The sequence below is a fragment of the Fulvivirga sedimenti genome, from assembly GCF_020328055.1.
The window spans coordinates 247,345-263,893 of record NZ_JAIXNE010000001.1 but is presented as its reverse complement, the minus strand read 5'-3'; the positions used below and the strand labels follow the sequence as shown (position 1 = coordinate 263,893).

General features: G+C 41.7%; 16 protein-coding genes. All 16 read left to right on the top strand.

Annotated elements, in window-relative coordinates; translation table 11 throughout:
• The first annotated feature begins 22 nt into the window (after positions 1-22).
• Genes LDX50_RS01080 through LDX50_RS01005 form a run of 16 tightly spaced genes read left to right on the top strand, consistent with a single transcriptional unit; the run spans position 23 to position 16,535 of the window.
• Positions 23-577 (top strand): KdsC family phosphatase, encoded by a 555-nt coding sequence (locus LDX50_RS01080; protein ID WP_225696555.1) that lies wholly within the window; start codon positions 23-25, stop codon positions 575-577.
• Positions 574-1,407: a 3-deoxy-8-phosphooctulonate synthase gene (gene kdsA / locus LDX50_RS01075; RefSeq protein ID WP_225696554.1), complete on the top strand. Its 834-nt coding sequence runs from the start codon at positions 574-576 to the stop codon at positions 1,405-1,407. The genes LDX50_RS01080 and kdsA overlap by 4 nt, the downstream gene beginning before the upstream one ends.
• A gap of 12 nt (positions 1,408-1,419) precedes the next feature.
• A complete protein-coding gene (locus LDX50_RS01070; RefSeq protein ID WP_225696553.1) occupies positions 1,420-2,232 on the top strand; it encodes a polysaccharide biosynthesis/export family protein in 813 nt (270 codons plus the stop codon).
• 1 nt (position 2,233) lies between these two features.
• Positions 2,234-4,612, top strand: coding sequence for a GumC family protein (locus LDX50_RS01065; RefSeq protein ID WP_225696552.1), 2,379 nt, complete (start codon positions 2,234-2,236; stop codon positions 4,610-4,612).
• A gap of 10 nt (positions 4,613-4,622) precedes the next feature.
• Positions 4,623-6,056 carry a lipopolysaccharide biosynthesis protein gene (locus tag LDX50_RS01060; RefSeq protein ID WP_225696551.1) on the top strand — a complete coding sequence of 478 codons (1,434 nt, stop codon included), beginning with the start codon at positions 4,623-4,625 and terminating at the stop codon, positions 6,054-6,056.
• Positions 6,043-7,077, top strand: a complete 1,035-nt coding sequence (locus LDX50_RS01055; protein ID WP_225696550.1) for a sulfotransferase family protein — start codon at positions 6,043-6,045, stop codon at positions 7,075-7,077. Before LDX50_RS01060 ends, LDX50_RS01055 begins: the two co-directional genes overlap by 14 nt.
• Positions 7,043-8,122: a DegT/DnrJ/EryC1/StrS family aminotransferase gene (locus LDX50_RS01050; protein ID WP_225696549.1), complete on the top strand. Its 1,080-nt coding sequence runs from the start codon at positions 7,043-7,045 to the stop codon at positions 8,120-8,122. The genes LDX50_RS01055 and LDX50_RS01050 overlap by 35 nt, the downstream gene beginning before the upstream one ends.
• A 1-nt stretch (position 8,123) precedes the next feature.
• The gene (locus tag LDX50_RS01045) at positions 8,124-8,831 is read left to right on the top strand and encodes a WbqC family protein (protein WP_225696548.1); all 708 of its coding nucleotides are present in this window, start codon (positions 8,124-8,126) and stop codon (positions 8,829-8,831) included.
• Positions 8,828-9,808, top strand: a complete 981-nt coding sequence (locus LDX50_RS01040; RefSeq protein WP_225696547.1) for an aspartate aminotransferase family protein — start codon at positions 8,828-8,830, stop codon at positions 9,806-9,808. Before LDX50_RS01045 ends, LDX50_RS01040 begins: the two co-directional genes overlap by 4 nt.
• Complete coding sequence (locus LDX50_RS01035) at positions 9,798-10,772, top strand: sulfotransferase (protein WP_225696546.1); 975 nt, start codon at positions 9,798-9,800, stop codon at positions 10,770-10,772. The genes LDX50_RS01040 and LDX50_RS01035 overlap by 11 nt, the downstream gene beginning before the upstream one ends.
• Before the next feature lie 33 nt (positions 10,773-10,805).
• Entirely contained in the window at positions 10,806-11,738 is a 933-nt protein-coding gene (locus LDX50_RS01030; RefSeq protein WP_255647310.1) for a glycosyltransferase family 2 protein, read from the top strand.
• The gene (locus LDX50_RS01025; RefSeq protein ID WP_225696544.1) at positions 11,735-13,267 is read left to right on the top strand and encodes an aldolase catalytic domain-containing protein; all 1,533 of its coding nucleotides are present in this window, start codon (positions 11,735-11,737) and stop codon (positions 13,265-13,267) included. Before LDX50_RS01030 ends, LDX50_RS01025 begins: the two co-directional genes overlap by 4 nt.
• Positions 13,264-13,956 carry an acylneuraminate cytidylyltransferase family protein gene (locus LDX50_RS01020; protein WP_225696543.1) on the top strand — a complete coding sequence of 231 codons (693 nt, stop codon included), beginning with the start codon at positions 13,264-13,266 and terminating at the stop codon, positions 13,954-13,956. The genes LDX50_RS01025 and LDX50_RS01020 overlap by 4 nt, the downstream gene beginning before the upstream one ends.
• The gene (locus tag LDX50_RS01015; RefSeq protein ID WP_225696542.1) at positions 13,937-14,557 is read left to right on the top strand and encodes an HAD family hydrolase; all 621 of its coding nucleotides are present in this window, start codon (positions 13,937-13,939) and stop codon (positions 14,555-14,557) included. The genes LDX50_RS01020 and LDX50_RS01015 overlap by 20 nt, the downstream gene beginning before the upstream one ends.
• Positions 14,554-15,300: a glycosyltransferase family 29 protein gene (locus LDX50_RS01010; RefSeq protein WP_225696541.1), complete on the top strand. Its 747-nt coding sequence runs from the start codon at positions 14,554-14,556 to the stop codon at positions 15,298-15,300. Before LDX50_RS01015 ends, LDX50_RS01010 begins: the two co-directional genes overlap by 4 nt.
• Positions 15,297-16,535 (top strand): glycosyltransferase, encoded by a 1,239-nt coding sequence (locus LDX50_RS01005; RefSeq protein ID WP_225696540.1) that lies wholly within the window; start codon positions 15,297-15,299, stop codon positions 16,533-16,535. The genes LDX50_RS01010 and LDX50_RS01005 overlap by 4 nt, the downstream gene beginning before the upstream one ends.
• Positions 16,536-16,549: the final 14 nt, after the last annotated feature.

The following is a 16,549-nucleotide window of genomic DNA, read 5'->3' as shown; positions in this document are numbered from 1 at the left end:
TTCCCTATCTTTGTTCGGTTTTATGGAAAACATTCTCCTGCATTATCCCGAAGATCTTCGCCGCAAGGCCGCCCGCATCCGTGCCATCGTGTTTGATGTCGATGGTGTTCTTACCGATGGGGGTATCATCTATTCTAATAGCGGTGACGAGGCCAAGCGATTCCATGTGCGCGACGGAGCGATCATTCGCCCCCTGAAAGAGGAAGGTTTCATTACGGGTGCCATCACGGGTCGATCTTCCGAACTCGTGGAGTATCGCATGAATGAGCTGAAAGTTGATTTTTGTTTCCAGGCGGTGAAGAATAAATTCAGCAAAATCCGGGAAATCGCCGAACGGCATTCACTGGAGCTGGACGAGATCTGTTATATCGGTGATGACATGATTGATATGGCTTCGCTGGAAGCCGTAGGCCTTGGCGCGGTACCGGCAGATACTCCGAACTATGTGGCCGATGTGGCAGATTTAATAACGAAGGCCAAAGGTGGCGAGGGAGTTTTACGTGAGGTAGCCGACTTCGTTCTGGCTGCACAGGGGAAAATGCAAAAAGTATTAGAGAGCTTTACATCCAGAAAATGAAAACATTCGATAAACCCGTACAAATTACCGACTCCATTTCAATAGGCACCAACCGCATGGTGCTTTTTGCTGGTCCGTGCGCCGCGGAAACCGTGGAGATTTGCCTGACAGTCGGACGTCATGTGCAGAAACTCTGCCGTGAGCTGGACATCGATTACGTCTTCAAGGCATCCTATGATAAGGCAAACCGTACCTCAAAGGGTAGCTATCGCGGGAAAGGTATGGAAGAAGGGCTTGAAATACTTGCTGCGGTAAAAAAGGAACTCAACGTGCCGGTCGTAACAGATATCCATGAAAGCGACCAGGCAGCACCTGTTGCCGAGGTGGTGGATGTTCTGCAGATACCCGCATTCCTGTGCCGGCAGACTGATCTTCTGATAGCAGCGGGTGAAACCGGCAAGCCGGTAAAGATCAAGCGGGGACAGTTCATGGCCCCCGAGGACATGCAGTATGCGGTGGATAAAATTCGCCAGACCGGGAATGAAAAAGTTTTTCTGACTGAGCGGGGAGCTTCTTTCGGATATCACAACCTGGTGGTGGATATGCGGGCGTTACCGACGATGCGTCAGTTCGCGCCAGTCGTTTTTGATATCACCCACAGCGTTCAACAGCCGGGTGGAATGGGGGGCAGCAGCGGCGGACAGCGTCAGTTTGCGCCTTTCCTGGCACGTGCTGCGGGAGCGGCAGGAGTTGACGGCTTTTTCATTGAAACACACCCCAATCCATCGGTAGCCCTGAGTGACGGTCCGAATATGATTCCCCTTGAAGAGATGGAAGAATTCCTCAAAATGCTGAAAGAGGCATGGGAGGTTGGAAAGAAATACGTATAATCGCAGAGGATTATGGGAAACCGGAACCACAGCAAATACATCTTTGGTCTTTTGATCGTTTTATTGATGGCGGCCGCCTGCGTGCCGAACAGAAAGATCACCTATTTGCAACAGGGTGAAGAATTGAAGGAGCGCGAGGATATTGTTACCGATCAGGTGGTTCGTACACATCCAATGGTTATCCAGGAATATAAGATTCAGCCCCTTGACATTCTTCTCATCCGGTTTGAGACGATCACCCAGGAGGAATACGATTTTTTCAAAAGAATTGATCCGCAGCAGGGTGCTGGTGGTGGAAATCAACAGAATCAGATCAATAATGGTATCGTAGTGGATGCGGAAGGATACATCGAATACCCGGTGCTAGGGAGGATAAAACTCTCCGGATTGACCATGTTCGAGGCACAGAAAGTCCTTCAGGATAAGGCCCAGCCATTTTTACCAGATAATGTGGCCAGGGTGCGTCCACTGAACTTTCGTTTTTCGGTAGTGGGTGAGGTGAACCGGCCTCAGGTTGTGACTTCACAGAATACACGAGTGACGATGATGGAGGCAGTAGCCATGGCCGGGGATTTTGGCGAGCTGGCGGATCGAAGCATCGTGAAAATTATACGGCAGAAAGGTGATCAATCCGAAGTGCATTATGTAAACCTGTTGGAGGAGGATTTCATTGAATCTGATTTCTACTATGTGCATCAGAATGATATTATCGTCGTGCCGCCGCTCAAACAGCGGACATTCAGAAAATATTTTACATCAAACCTGGGTATCTGGACAGCAACTGTTACGGCTGTTCTTTTAGCCGTATCCCTTTTTACACGTTAACGTGCAATCGAACGACCTATATAGCGAGCTTGATAGTTTTGAAGGAGGAAATGCTCAAAAGAAGGGCGGATTCAACCTGAATTACATGCGTGTACTGGGGCGAGCACTGAAGTACTGGTATATCATTGTAATCTCAATCCTGATCGCTCTTTCCGTTGCCTACCTGGTGAACAGATATACGGTGCCTGTTTACCGTATTGGAGCATCCATCAATATTCGTGAAACGGAGGATAACGTGGGTGCGAAGTTGCTCTACAATAACGCCCTTCTGAATCAGTACAGGAACTATTACAACGAAGAGTATATCATGAAATCTGTTCCGCTGATGCTCAGTGTGGTAGATTCACTGAACTATGGTGTATCTTTTTTTACAGAAGGGGAGATCCTTACGCTGGAGGAATATCCGCATCCGTTTTGCTTTTACCGGGTTGATGGCCCACTTACTGGTACCTTCAAGGCAACGATCAAGAACAATTCGTCCTTTGAACTCATTCATATAAAGGGTGATACCGAATCTTCGCCTGTTGTATATGAACTGGGTGATACCATTACGTTTGACGACTATACCATCTATACGAAGCTCAAGCATGAATTTCGGGCAGGTCAGGCGGGAAAGGAGTACCTGATCACGCTTTCGAATCCTGAAAATATTGCCCGGTCCTATGTGAACCGGATGACCATTAATTGGGCGCAATCGGGATCCTCGGTGGTTAACCTGAGTGTTGCGGGTAACAGTCCGCAGAAGGAAATGGATTTCCTTTCCGCCTTTATCGATAAGTACCAGGAACTCGATGGTGACAAGAAGAAGGAAGTGGCCAGCAAGTCGATTGCATTCCTTGATAATCAACTGGATAAAATTGGGGATTCACTGAAATTTTATGAAAACAAGATTTTAGCATTCCGTCAAAATAATAAGATCGGTGACATCCAGGTGGAGACAAACCGGTTGTATGAAAAGCTCCAGGAGCTGGAGCTCCAAAAGGTTGAAATGAATCTCCAGGATGAGTATTTCAAATATTTGAAGGAATCCCTGCGTGAGGAAGGTCTGAATGGTCAATTGATAACCCCGGCAAGTGTGGGCTTGGAGGACCCGGTGATCGTAGGATTGGTGAACCAGTTGATTGAACTTCAATCGAAACTGATATCGGCCGGCGGCGATGCTGCGTTGGGAGAGAACCCGTTATATAATGAGCAGCGAAAGATCGTTCCCCGTCTTAAGGAGGATATTATTGAGGCCATCAACAATTACCAGGAGGCACAGAAGATCACGCGACGCTACGTTAACAACCAGATAAGCACGCTTGAATCGGACCTGATGCGATTACCTGGTGTGGAGCAGGAACTGGTCGATATTCAGCGGAACTACACACTGCGAGAGAACCTTTTTAACTTCTTATTGCAAAAGCGTGCGGAAGCCGGGATTAGCGAAGCCTCAACAACATCTGATGTGGAGCTCGTGAACCCGCCATCCATCAGGGAGATGATCTCGGCACAGCCGATCGAGAATTATGGTATTGCGGTGGGTGTCGGACTGGTGTTTCCCTTCCTTATATTCCTTGTGATGGAGCTTACCAACAATCGCATCCAGTCGCGCGAGGATATCGAACAGCATTCCAGCATTCCATTAATTGGGGGGATCGGTCATAACGGACAGGAAACCAACCTGATCGTGCAGGATAAGCCCCGGTCGCCCGTCTCAGAGGCATTCCGTTCATTGCGTTCAAACCTGAATTACTACACGGAAGGTAAGGACCACAAGGTGTTCATGGTAACTTCCTCCATCGCCGGTGAGGGAAAAAGCTTTACCACGATTAACCTGGGATCTGTACTGGCTATATCAGGAAAGAAGACCGTCATTATTGGAGCAGATCTTCGAAAGCCAAAGCTCTTTGACGATTTTGGACTTAGGAATGATCGCGGGTTAAGCCAGGTGCTTGCGGGACTCACCACATTTGAGGAAGCGGTTCAGCAAACGAGGGTTGAGAACCTGGATTTGTTGAGTGGAGGACCTATTCCTCCCAATCCGAGTGAACTGCTGATGTCCGAAAAGATGGATCAGCTGCTCAAATCACTCCGTGATCGTTATGATTATGTGATCCTGGATACACCGCCCGTCGCTTTGGTTACGGATGCGTTTGTCCTGTCGAAGTATGTAGATCACAGTATTTTCCTGGTCCGACAAAACTATACCCCCAGGAAAGTGCTGAGTACGGCGGAGGAAATGTATTTGTCCCGAAAAATTCAAAATGTATCTCTTCTTTTTAATGATATCAAAAAGACCGGACCGGGATATGGGTATGGATACGGATATGGGTATGGATATGGGTATGGGCTTGGTAAAGGCGGTGAAGTGGGTTATGGATATTATTCATCTAAGTAGATGATTATCTATGTCCTCTCTTAAGAAAAAGTCCATTTCCGGTGTAATTTGGAGTTTGCTGGGAACTTTCTCCTCACAAGGAATTGGTTTTGTGATTTCAATAATCTTGGCCAGACTACTAACTCCTGAGGATTTCGGTATCGTTGGCTTGTCCTTAGTTTTCATCAGTATTACACAGGTTTTTGCTGATTTTGGTTTCGCTTCCGCATTGATTCAAAGTAAAGAGAATACTTCAAAAACCTATTCCTCAATTTTCTTTCTGAACCTTGCTTTTGGTTTAATTCTTTTTGTTCTTTTTCAATTATTTGCTCCCTTTTTGGGTGATTTTTATGAAAATCCAATGACGGGTGATATCATTAAGTGGCTGTCATTTAATTTCATACTTTCTGGTTTAAGCCTTGTTCAGCAAACAATACTGAGAAGAGAGGTAGATTTCAAGAAACTATCAATAAGGCAGATTATTTCTCAATTAATTGGTGGACTTTTAGGTGTGGTTGCTGCATTCTATGGTTTGGGGGTTTATTCATTGGTTATTCAATATTTAGGGACTTCAGTAATTAATACCATCGTGCTATGGAAAATTTCAAATTGGTATCCAAAATTTGAATTTTCCATTAATGAGATTAAGCGTTTGGCGGGTTTCGGATCTTTTTTTTTCCTAGATCGATTATTAGCGACAATTTCCCAGAGGTTGGATGTTCTTTTTGTTGGAAAAGTCTTTTCGCCAGAAACCTTAGGATATTATTCTCGTGCAGACAGCACCAATAATTTGGTTACCACATATTCTTCAAAAAGTATAACTCAGGTCTTTTTTCCGGTCCTTAGCAAAGTTCAGGATGATCCAGGAAAATTTGAAGATATCTATTATAAGGTTGTAAGTGTGATTTGTATTCTTTCGTTTTTCCTCTCTGGGGTTCTTTTTATTCTTGGAGATGAAATTATCATTGGGCTTTTTGGTGTTAAATGGAAACCCTCTGTTCTTATTTTTCAGATACTTGTGTTCAAAAGTTTCAGTTTTCCACTTAACAGCATGATGGTAAATGCACTTCTTGCTAAGGGTAAAGTGAAGGCTAATTTTAAACTTGGCCTTGTGAGAAGATTAGGGAGGCTAATTCCGCTTATATTTGGATTATTATATGGTCTAAACGAACTGCTATGGGCGATTGTCATAATAAGTTATGTATTAACGCTGATAAACATATACTTCATAAGTTCGTTCCTGGGTCTCAACTTGAAGGAGCATTTTGTAGCAGTTTTTGAGGCAATTCCTCCTTTGTTGCTATGTTTGCTGTTATTTCCTTTTATTGATAATATCAATTTAGTATCCAAAGTATTTATGGTACTTGGCTATTTCATTGTTTTTTTAGGGTATGTGAAAATAATGCGGATAAAAGGATTTGAGTTTTTATTAAATCAAATAATTCATAGGGATGTCAACAAATGAAAGTACTAAAATCTTCCTTTTAGGATCTGAACGTTCAGGAAGTAACCTATTACGGAGCCTGTTAGGTAGACATAAAAATATTTCTGCCCCAATTGCTGGACATTTATCCGATGTTTTTTATGGTCGTTTCCATTATTATCTACCGCTCTCAAATGAATCAAAAAGAGAATTGCTCTTAGATCTCATTGAATACCTAAATCATCCTTTTAATGATTGGAAAATTGAAAGGACATTTGATTTGGATGCTCTAATCTCTAGTTCTCATCTCAATAATTTTATTCAATTTCAGGATTTGGTTCATAGAATTAAAGCGGGACAAGAAAATAAAGACCATTATTTTTCTAAAGACAATCATAATCATAGATATGCTCTAGGTTATTTGCAAAACTTGACTAATGTAAAATTCATATACCTTGTCAGGGATCCAAGAGACCAGATAGCATCATGGATGAGAACCCCAATTTATCTTCACACTCCTCATGCTGCGGTTTTGAAATGGAAACAAGAACAAAATGATATCATACGGTTATCTTCTTTTTATGGGGTGGATATGAAATTAGTGAAATATGAAGACTTAGTTGATGATTCAAGGGCTACCATGACATCAATTTTAAAATTTCTTAATTTGCCAATTGATGAAAATTGCTTCAACACTGATCCGAAGAACAAAGAGGCATCGAAACATCCATTCTGGAAGAATATAAATAAACCAATTAAGTCAAAAAATTATGGAAAATATCGGGATGTCTTGACGGAAGGGGACGTGAACTTGATTGAAACCATTGCAAAATGGGAAATGAATCAATTGAATTATTCACTTGTGTCGAATGCCGATTGGAAGAAGCCAAATTACTATCTCTTTAGACTTAATGAAAAGATTAAATCAAGGCTATCTAGACGGAAAAATAAAGATTTTCTAGAAAAGGAAATGAAAATTCTATTTGACAAACATTCCTATCTAAATTCTTTATTTGATAAGTTTGACGATGATTCTCGTAACAAAGCCATATTTACCCGATAAGTCAAAGTATATTCGTTATATCGACCAGATCTTTGAAAGAAACTGGTTAACCAACAATGGTCCTTTAGTTAATGAATTGGAACTTAAACTCAAGGAATACCTTGGTTTAAAACATCTACTTTATACATCTAATGGAACAATAGCTATCCAAATGGCAATCAAGGCGTTGGATCTCAAAGGGACTATTATCACCACGCCATTCAGTTATGTTGCGACCACATCATCCATTGTTTGGGAAGGACTGAAACCGATATTTGTTGACATTGATGAATCAACCTGTAATATTGATCCTTCCAAAATTGAAGCATCCATCCAGGATGATACCTGTGCAATACTCGCAACACATTGCTTTGGTAATCCTTGCGACATAGATGCTATTCAAAAAATTGCCAGTAAGCATGACCTGAAGGTAATTTATGATGCTGCTCATTGTTTTGGAACAAAGTATAAAGGAAGAAGTGTTTTTGAGTTTGGAGATATATCAACAACGAGCTTTCACGCTACTAAGCTATTTCATACAGTTGAGGGCGGTGCTGTGATTACTAAAGCACCTGATCTTTTGAAGCGTATGGCGTATTTAAGGAATTTTGGCCATGATGGTCCGGAGAAGTTTAATGGTGTAGGTGTCAATGGTAAAAATTCGGAGTTTCATGCAGCGATGGGCCTCGCAAATCTCGATGATATAGAAGAAATTCTATTAAGAAGGAGGCAGCAATGTGACTACTACGATTCCAAATTAGGTAAACTAAAGATTGCCAAACCAATCATAGGTGATAGCGCAGAGTTCAACTTTGCCTACTACCCCATAATTTTTGAGTCGGAGGAAATTTGTATAAAAATGAAAGATGGCCTTGAAGATAGAAGAGTCTTCCCCAGAAGATATTTCTACCCAAGTCTGTCTTCATTAGATTATGTAGAGCATCAGACAACACCAATCAGCGATTCTATTGCTTCAAGAATACTGTGTTTACCATTATATCATACCCTTTCAAAAGAAGAGCAGGATATGATCATTCGAATTCTTTTAAGAACGCAAAATTATTAAGATGAGGTTGGCAATAATGCAGCCATATGTTTTTCCGTACCTGGGATATTTTCAGTTGATTCATTCATGTGACACGTTCGTATTTTATGATGATGTAAATTTTATCAAACAAGGTTGGGTTAACCGAAACCGAATTTTGCATAACGGAAATGAGTTAATGTTCTCAGTGCCGGTTAAAAAAATCAGCTCGTTTGAAAAAATAGCTGAAACTGAAATTCATCCGGTTGAATATCAAAAATGGAAAAAGAAATTTTTAAAAACGCTCTCACTATCTTATGCGAAGGCACCGAATTTCACCCCTGTATTTGATTTAATTGCGGGTGTTTTTAATCAACAACATTCTTCAGTGGGTGAACTCGCGAAAGGAAGCATCATTGCTGTTCTTGACTATCTGGGGATATGCAGGCATATTCTTTTGACTTCTTCGGGGTTCAACAATGAACATTTGTCGGGACAGGAACGGGTTCTTGACATATGCAAAAGATTGAAGGCGACAGAGTATATTAATGTTCCAGGCGGAAGGTCATTATATAACCTGGAGGATTTCAGGAAAGAGGGAATTGATCTCCATTTTATCAGTCCTAATTTGAGCGAGTATGAACAGAATGGAAAATCTTCGTTCCTTCCCGGATTATCCGTTATAGATGTCCTGATGAATTGTGACATGGATCAACTAACAGAGCAAATAGAAAATTATTCTATCACATGATAAGCTATGGCGGCTATTTTGGGTTTGAAAATGATGTAAGAGAATCTAATGTTATTAAAGACCATTTTTTAATGGTAAACGGCAGATCTGCTCTGTTTTTGATTTTAAAAATAGTCAAACCAACCAAAGTATATATTCCATTCTACATTTGTGACTCGGTAATAGACAGCTTCCATGAAGCCCGGGTTCCTATTTCGTTTTATGAGATAAATGAGCAATTTGAGTTAAAAGAAATTCCCTCACTGCGTGAAACCGAAATGTTATTATATGTTAACTATTTCGGAATTAAAGAGAACTATTCAAGGTATTTGAATGAATTACTCAATGGAAAGTTAATCCTGGACGCTACCCAATCCTTTAATTTTGATGCCTCTTTAGATGTTTTTCAGTTCAACAGCTTAAGGAAATATTTCGGCGTCCCTGATGGTGCTGAAATTCATATTCCATCCCAAAAGCATGGCATTTTAGAAAGAATTGCGGCCCTGGCAAATTCTACGGATTATCTGATTGACCATCTCCAATTAAGAAATGAAGGCAAGGTTCAGGAAGGCTATGAGTTTTATAAAATTAACGAACAAAAGCAGAGGGTAAGTCTTCGTCGGGCAAGTGAGCTCACAAATAGAATTTATCAAAATATCTCGGTGGACAAACTGAATGATTTGCGAAGGAGTAATTTTATGCACTTGCATGATGAAATTGGGATTTTGAATAAACTTAAAATACCTGAAATGGAGTATTCAGTACCTATTTATTATCCTCTTCTACCAAAGAGTGACATCAGCCATCAGGAATTATGGGCCAAGCAGGTTTACGCCCCCATATTATGGCCTGAGATTTTAAGGAGGAAATTTTCAGATTCATTTCCAAATACATTATCACTTGCAGAAAGGATAATACCTGTACCAATTGATCATCGTATTGGGAAAATCGAGATATCTTTATTGGCAGAGATAATCAGATCAATTCATGGAAGATAAAAAGAGAAGTCTTGATCATAAAAAAATAAAAGAGTTAGAGAATATTTTTCCGGAAATGATCAGGTTACTGGGCCCTTCCGAGATGAAAGCAATCGAAGAACTTACTGAACCAAAACACCCAGTTCTTTTGATCGTGGGTTGTGCACGAAGTGGTTCTACATTACTATATCAGTACATGGCTGCCAGCGGAATTTGCGGGTATCCTTCAAATCTTATTTCAAGATTTTATTACGCACCCTACATTGGCGCAAGAGTTCAACAGCTCTTGACGGACTTTGATATGAGAAATGAAATTCTGGGTAAAGATTTGAGTATTCAGTTTAATTCAGAGCTTGGAAAGACTAGGGGTGCGCTGCAGCCTCATGAATTTTGGTATTTTTGGAACAGATTTTTTGAATTTTCTGGCGTTCAGAAGCTGCTGAATGCGGAGTTGGAAAAGGTTGATATTTCGCTGCTGAATAAAGAATTGGCGGGGTTGCAAAATGTTTTCAATAAGCCATTGGTACTTAAAGCCATGAATCTTAATTGGCATATTGATTTTCTGGCGAATGCTTCGGAGAAATTCCGGTTTATTTTTCTTGAAAGAAATATTGCTGACAATGCAACGTCATTGTTAAATGCCAGAATCAAATATTTTGGCGACATCAATGAGTGGTACTCCTTTAAGCCTCCAACATTTGATGATATATGTAAATTAGCTCCACATGAGCAGGTAGTAGAACAGGTAATTGCTAACAATGAAATTATTGCTGAGCAACTTAAAAAATTAGACAGCGCAAGATACAGTATCATAAGGTATGACGAATTCATAGCGCGGCCTCAACAGATACTTGGCGAGATGTTTAATCATTTTGGAGTACAGTATTCAAATGAGCAACTCAGCCATTTACCTGATAAATTTTTCGCCTCAAAATCGGAGTCTGGCTACATGACGTCCATTCAGAAGTATTTAAAGGAAAGATAAATGGATCAACCATCTCCCTTAGTATCAGTATGTTTGCAAACCTACCAACATGCTGATTTTTTAAAACGTAGTTTAGATAGTGTTCTTGAACAAGAGACATCCTTTGAATTTGAGATTTTACTCGGAGAGGACGCATCCAAAGATGGGACTCGGGAAATTTGCATTGAATATGCTGAAAGATATCCGGAATTGATACGGCTCTTTCTTCGTGAAAGGAAAGATGTGATTTATATTGACAAGACACCAACCGGTCGTTTTAATTTTATTCAAAATCTCTACAACGCAAGAGGGAGATATATTTGCTTGCTTGATGGGGATGACTATTTTGGTGATCCTTACAAGCTTCAGCGTGAATTTGAGTTCCTTGAAGATCATCCGGATTACGTAATGTGTTTTCACCGGATTGCAAAAATTGACATCAAGGGAAGTCCCATCAAGGATCCTTTGGCTCAGAAATTCTATGATCGTGATCGCGAAGCAGGTGAAATTTTATGGGGTAATATGCATCCTGCCACCGTTATGTTCAGAAATATTTTCCTGGACGGATTTCGTTTTCCTGAAAACTTTCTGAAAGCAAGGCTGGGAGACGTCTTTTTATATTCAATCCTGGCAAATTACGGAATGGCCAAGTTTCTTCAGGAAATTGAACCCAGCCGATACCGGATTCATCCAGGAGGTGTTTGGAGTAAAGATGCTGGAATTAAAAAACTTCAAAACCGGATACGCTCTTATGAGTTGATGGAACCACACATTAATTCAGTGAATATGCCTGAGTACAGATTTATTTTGATGAATTTTTACCTAGATTTGACCATTGAATCGGTTAAATCAGGAAAAATTAGTGATTTTCTACGCGCTTACGTAAAGGCTTTGATGTTATCGCTTTCTGGTAGAAAACATCTTAAATGGTTCATTCTGTTTCATTTCAAGAGACGGTTTATTTCTGAAATAATAAAAGACTTATGAAGCTGCTGGATTGCACACTTAGGGATGGAGGATATTACACCAACTGGGACTTTGACCAGGAACTTGTAGACCAGTATATCCTGGCTATGAATGATCTGCCGGTAGATTATATAGAAGTGGGTTACAGAAGTAAGCCCATGAAAAACTACCTGGGTGAATATTTTTATTGTCCGTTATATCTGTTACGACGAATTCGTGAGAAATCGACAAAAAAACTCACCATCATTCTGAATGAAAAGGATGTCAGGGCTGAAGATGTCCCTGGTTTACTTGGTCCGCTTGACGGCCTGATTGATCTGATCAGAATTGCTGTTGATCCAAAAAATATTGGCAGAGCTATTCAGCTGGCTGAAGCAATCAAGTCGGCCGGTTTCCCCGTTGCCTTCAATGTAATGTACATGTCTTCCTGGAAGGACACACCGGAATTCATCGAAGAACTGGTAAACATGGATGGACTGGCAACCTATTTTTACATGGTTGACTCCTATGGTGGTGTATACCCCAAAGATGTGGCGGAGACCATTGCCCTGGTAAGATCCAAGACTCATGTGCCACTTGGGTTTCATGGACATAATAATCTTGAATTAGGCTTGATCAACACACTCACAGCCCTGGAACATGGTGTAGAAATTGTGGATGCTACCATCACCGGAATGGGAAGAGGTGCCGGAAACCTGAAAACGGAATTATTACTGACCGCGCTGTCGGCACAGGAGAAAGTATCCGTAAATTACAATTCATTAAGCAAAGCCGTCGAGCCGTTTGCGAAAATGCAAAAGGACTACGAATGGGGCACCAACCTACCATATATGGTGTCCGGCGCAAATTCTCTTCCTCAGAAAGATGTCATGTCATGGATGGGTAAAAACAGATACGGTCTGGACACGATAGTAAATGCGCTTCACAACCAGAAGAATAATATATCCGACAATGTTAAACTCCCGGAGCTGGATGTCACCGGCGGGACCAGCAAGGTTTTGATTGTTGGCGGTGGTACGTCGGTGCAGAACAACCATGAAGGACTGATCCAACTTATTTCGGAGAATGACGACATCGCCGTAATTTTCAGTAGCAGCCGGAATTTTTCACTTTTGTCTGACCATTCAAAAAGGTCCTACCTCTGTTTGATTGGTAACGAGGGGAATAAACTCCTGGATCGCTCTGCAGATCTGAAAAATTATGAGGGTACTTTTATATTCCCTCCTTATCCGCGCGAAATGGGAACGATTATCCCGGAAGAGGTAAAAGATCGTTCCTATGAATTGCGGAGAATTGGCATCACTGACAAATATTTTGATTCTCCCCTGGCTGTTTCACTTCAGCTGGCAGATGACCTGGGTGCAAGTGAAATATTCCTGATCGGCTTCGACGGATATGGTTCGGGCACCAATCCGGTCCAGTTTGCATTGGCAAAAGAGAACCAGTATATTCTGGATTTCTGCCGCACTATGGGCAAATCGGTCAGCGCTCTCGCACCGACTGCCTATTCAAATCTGCCCGTCAGGTCATTATACGCACTGCTTTCATGAATGATCCTTTGATAGTATTTCTGCCCTGCCGAAAGGGAAGTGAACGCGTTAAGAATAAGAACATTAGGCGCTTTTCCATTTATGAGCATGGTTTGCTGGAAATTAAACTCCGTCAGTTGCTCGATATCAGACGAATCAAGCAAATTGTTCTTTCAACAAACGATGAGGAGATACTACAATATGCCGGGAATCTCGGATCGGATAGAATAATCCTCGACAGGCGGAGGGAAGAATTATGTTTGAGTTCAACCTCTACTGACGAGTTGATCAACTATGTCCCGGAGATCATCCCTGAAGGTCATGTCCTGTGGACACATGTTACTTCTCCCTTTATTAGTGCGAAAGATTATGATAATGCGATTGAGTCCTATGAAAAAAGTTTGGAGGATGGCTTTGACAGTTTGATGAGCGTCACAAGGGTTCAGAAATTCTTGTTTGATGAATCCGGTAACGCTGTAAATTTCAATCGTGACAAGGAAAAATGGCCAAGGACTCAGACGATTGATCCGTATTTCGAAGCCAATAGTGGTTATTTTCTTAGTTCAATTTCAAACTACAGAAAGTTTTCAGATCGGATCGGTGCAAAAGTCAGCATGAAGGAGATTGATTCTTTGCAGTCCTTCGATATTGACTGGGAGGAGGATTTTGTTTTAGCTGAAAGAATTTATAATGCCATTAACGGATTATGACGTACTGTTGTGGGATTTCGACGGTGTTATCCTCGATTCCATGCATATCAGAGACCTGGGTTTTGAAAAGGTCCTCTCAGAATATCCCCCTGAACAACTTAATGAACTTCTGAATTATCATCGCCGCAATGGCGGTCTTTCCAGGTATGTAAAGTTCAGATACTTCTTCGAAGAGATTCGAAACGAGGCAGTATCTGAAGATCAGATAAAGTATCTGGCCGGGTCGTTCTCGGATGTCATGCGGAAAATGCTCATAAACCCTGACAATCTAATTCACGATTCTGTTAGTTTTATCCGCAAATATTCTTCTTCTGTTGAAATGCACGTCGTTTCCGGTTCAGATCAGGAAGAACTGCGTTACCTTTGCAAGGAGCTTGGGCTGTCAGAGTTTTTCAGTTCCATTAACGGATCGCCAACGCCTAAGACCGAACTGGTTTCTGCATTGGTGGAGCGGAGAAGTGAGAGGTTCGCCCTGATAGGGGATAGTATGAATGATTTTGATGCTGCAAAAAGCAACGGCGTGGACTTTTTTGGTTATAACAATACTGACTTAGCCGGTGTAGGTTCCGGATACATTAATAGTTTCGCTGCAATATTGTGAGTTTTAAAATATACGTAAATGCTGTAAAGGGATTGTTTCTCACATTGGCAAATGTGAAAATGTTTCCTGCATCAGTACTTACAAACAAAAGAATCGCCATTGTGGGTCCTGCCTCAAGTGCTTATGGAACGGGCAAGGGAGATTATATCGATGGGTTCGACCTTGTAGTAAGGATCAATAAGGCAGCATTGCTGATGCGTGACAAAAGAAGTCCGGAGGATATTGGAACCAAAACGGATATCCTGTTTCATTCCTTCTTTGAAAATGAATACAGCGGAGGAGGCCCGCTGGATCTTGAGTTGTATGAACGTCTTGGAATAAAGTATCTTGTAAATCCTATTCCGACTTACTTCGGGCACCGGGTTTCCTTTAACTTCTATAAAAAATATCTTCGCTCATATCCGGTTTACACCCTTCCGTTGCCGCCCTACCTGAGGGAGGTAAAACAATTTGGTAAATTTCGGCCGACAACTGGATTTTGCGCTTTGAAATATTTATTGGAATCTGACTTTAAGGAGCTATATATCGGGGGATTTACATTTTTCCAAACCGCTTACGGTGATGGATACAGGGATGAAATGAAATCTAAAGAAGCTACACAGCAGTATATTAACAAGATGCAGATTCATAATCCTGATATTGAATTCACTGAGTTCGTGCGCATATATGTAGAAAACAGGAATAAAAATGTTGTACTCGATGAAGCGCTCAGAGAATTGGTGTCACAAAAAATAGCGGAATGAAGTCAGATATGAAGAAGGGAGGTATTTTCATCATGCCCCGCTCCAGCACTGCCTGGCGCGGCTCTGAAGCACTATGGATTACTGCTGCCGGATGGGCGAGTGCCGCAGAGCAGATTTTGGGAAATGCACGGGTGTTAACAACTGATGGAATCTGGATGCCGGCGGAAGTTTGGGACTTTCCCAGGGGAAAAACTGATAGTACCGGGTCGGGCACACGTGGCATCAGTCGTTATTTTCCTGAATCGATGGTGACCACTATGAAGGACATAAGACTTTACAGGACGTCAAGATCTTTTCAAAAACAGGCTATTCCGGATGTAAACTTCGATGTTGAATTTGTATGGGAGCAACATGACCTGTTCACAGGTTTTGGAAGAAAATTGGCAGACCATCATAGAGTACCCCTGATTACGTATGTTCATGCACCCACCGTCTGGGAGGCACGCAAATGGGGAGTGAGGCGTACCCTTACTGGTAATTTTCTGGAAAAGAAGGAGGCAGAGAATTTGAGAAAATCAGACCTGATTGCCTGCGTTTCGGAAGAGGTTAAGCGCAAATTAATTGGAATGGGACTTGATGAAGCAAAAGTGATGGTTTCCCCAATGAGTGTTGCTCCGGAGCGATTTGAAATTTCAGAAGAAGAGAAAAGTTCGTTGCGGTCCACGCTGGGTATGGGAGATTCATTTGTTTTCGGCTGGACAGGCAGTTTTCGCGGGTTTCATGGCTTGCCTGATCTGATCCATGCATTTTCTGCAGTCGCGTCGGTTTACAGAGATACGATGTTATTGCTGGTGGGTGACGGAAAGGAACGGGCGCATATCGAGGAACTGGTGAGGCAGCTGGGAATTGAGAGTAAAGTAAAATTTGCAGGCCGACAGTCATTTGCTGATATACCCAGGTTTGTCTCTGTGTTCGACGCAGCCATCGTTAGTGCCGATAAAAACACAAACTTCCATTATTCGCCGTTGAAGTTACGGGAGTACCTGGCCGCCGGCGTAGCGACCCTTGCACCTTCAGTTGGTGAAATACCTGTATATTTTCAGGACAGAAAATCAGTTCATTTGTTCGACCTCTCGAATGATCAATCATTGATCGGCGGGATGTTGGAACTTATTGAAGATAAAAAATACAAGCAGGAACTTGGAGCTTATGGCAGGGAATATATCCAGGAAAACGGAACCTGGAAAAATGAGTTATCAAGATCAATGTCATTCCTTGGGTTGAAAAATTCCTAAAAGGTGTTAATATT

Bases quoted from the DNA above. Each gene is read 5' to 3' on its own strand.
- LDX50_RS01070 (WP_225696553.1), top strand. From the start codon at position 1,420: ATGGGAAACCGGAACCACAGCAAATACATCTTTGGTCTTTTGATCGTT.
- LDX50_RS01035 (WP_225696546.1), top strand. From the start codon at position 9,798: ATGGAAGATAAAAAGAGAAGTCTTGATCATAAAAAAATAAAAGAGTTA.
- LDX50_RS01015 (WP_225696542.1), top strand. From the start codon at position 13,937: ATGCCATTAACGGATTATGACGTACTGTTGTGGGATTTCGACGGTGTT.
- kdsA (WP_225696554.1), top strand. From the start codon at position 574: ATGAAAACATTCGATAAACCCGTACAAATTACCGACTCCATTTCAATA.
- LDX50_RS01080 (WP_225696555.1), top strand. From the start codon at position 23: ATGGAAAACATTCTCCTGCATTATCCCGAAGATCTTCGCCGCAAGGCC.
- LDX50_RS01055 (WP_225696550.1), top strand. From the start codon at position 6,043: ATGTCAACAAATGAAAGTACTAAAATCTTCCTTTTAGGATCTGAACGT.
- LDX50_RS01005 (WP_225696540.1), top strand. From the start codon at position 15,297: ATGAAGTCAGATATGAAGAAGGGAGGTATTTTCATCATGCCCCGCTCC.
- LDX50_RS01050 (WP_225696549.1), top strand. From the start codon at position 7,043: ATGATTCTCGTAACAAAGCCATATTTACCCGATAAGTCAAAGTATATT.
- LDX50_RS01040 (WP_225696547.1), top strand. From the start codon at position 8,828: ATGATAAGCTATGGCGGCTATTTTGGGTTTGAAAATGATGTAAGAGAA.
- LDX50_RS01025 (WP_225696544.1), top strand. From the start codon at position 11,735: ATGAAGCTGCTGGATTGCACACTTAGGGATGGAGGATATTACACCAAC.
- LDX50_RS01020 (WP_225696543.1), top strand. From the start codon at position 13,264: ATGAATGATCCTTTGATAGTATTTCTGCCCTGCCGAAAGGGAAGTGAA.
- LDX50_RS01045 (WP_225696548.1), top strand. From the start codon at position 8,124: ATGAGGTTGGCAATAATGCAGCCATATGTTTTTCCGTACCTGGGATAT.
- LDX50_RS01060 (WP_225696551.1), top strand. From the start codon at position 4,623: ATGTCCTCTCTTAAGAAAAAGTCCATTTCCGGTGTAATTTGGAGTTTG.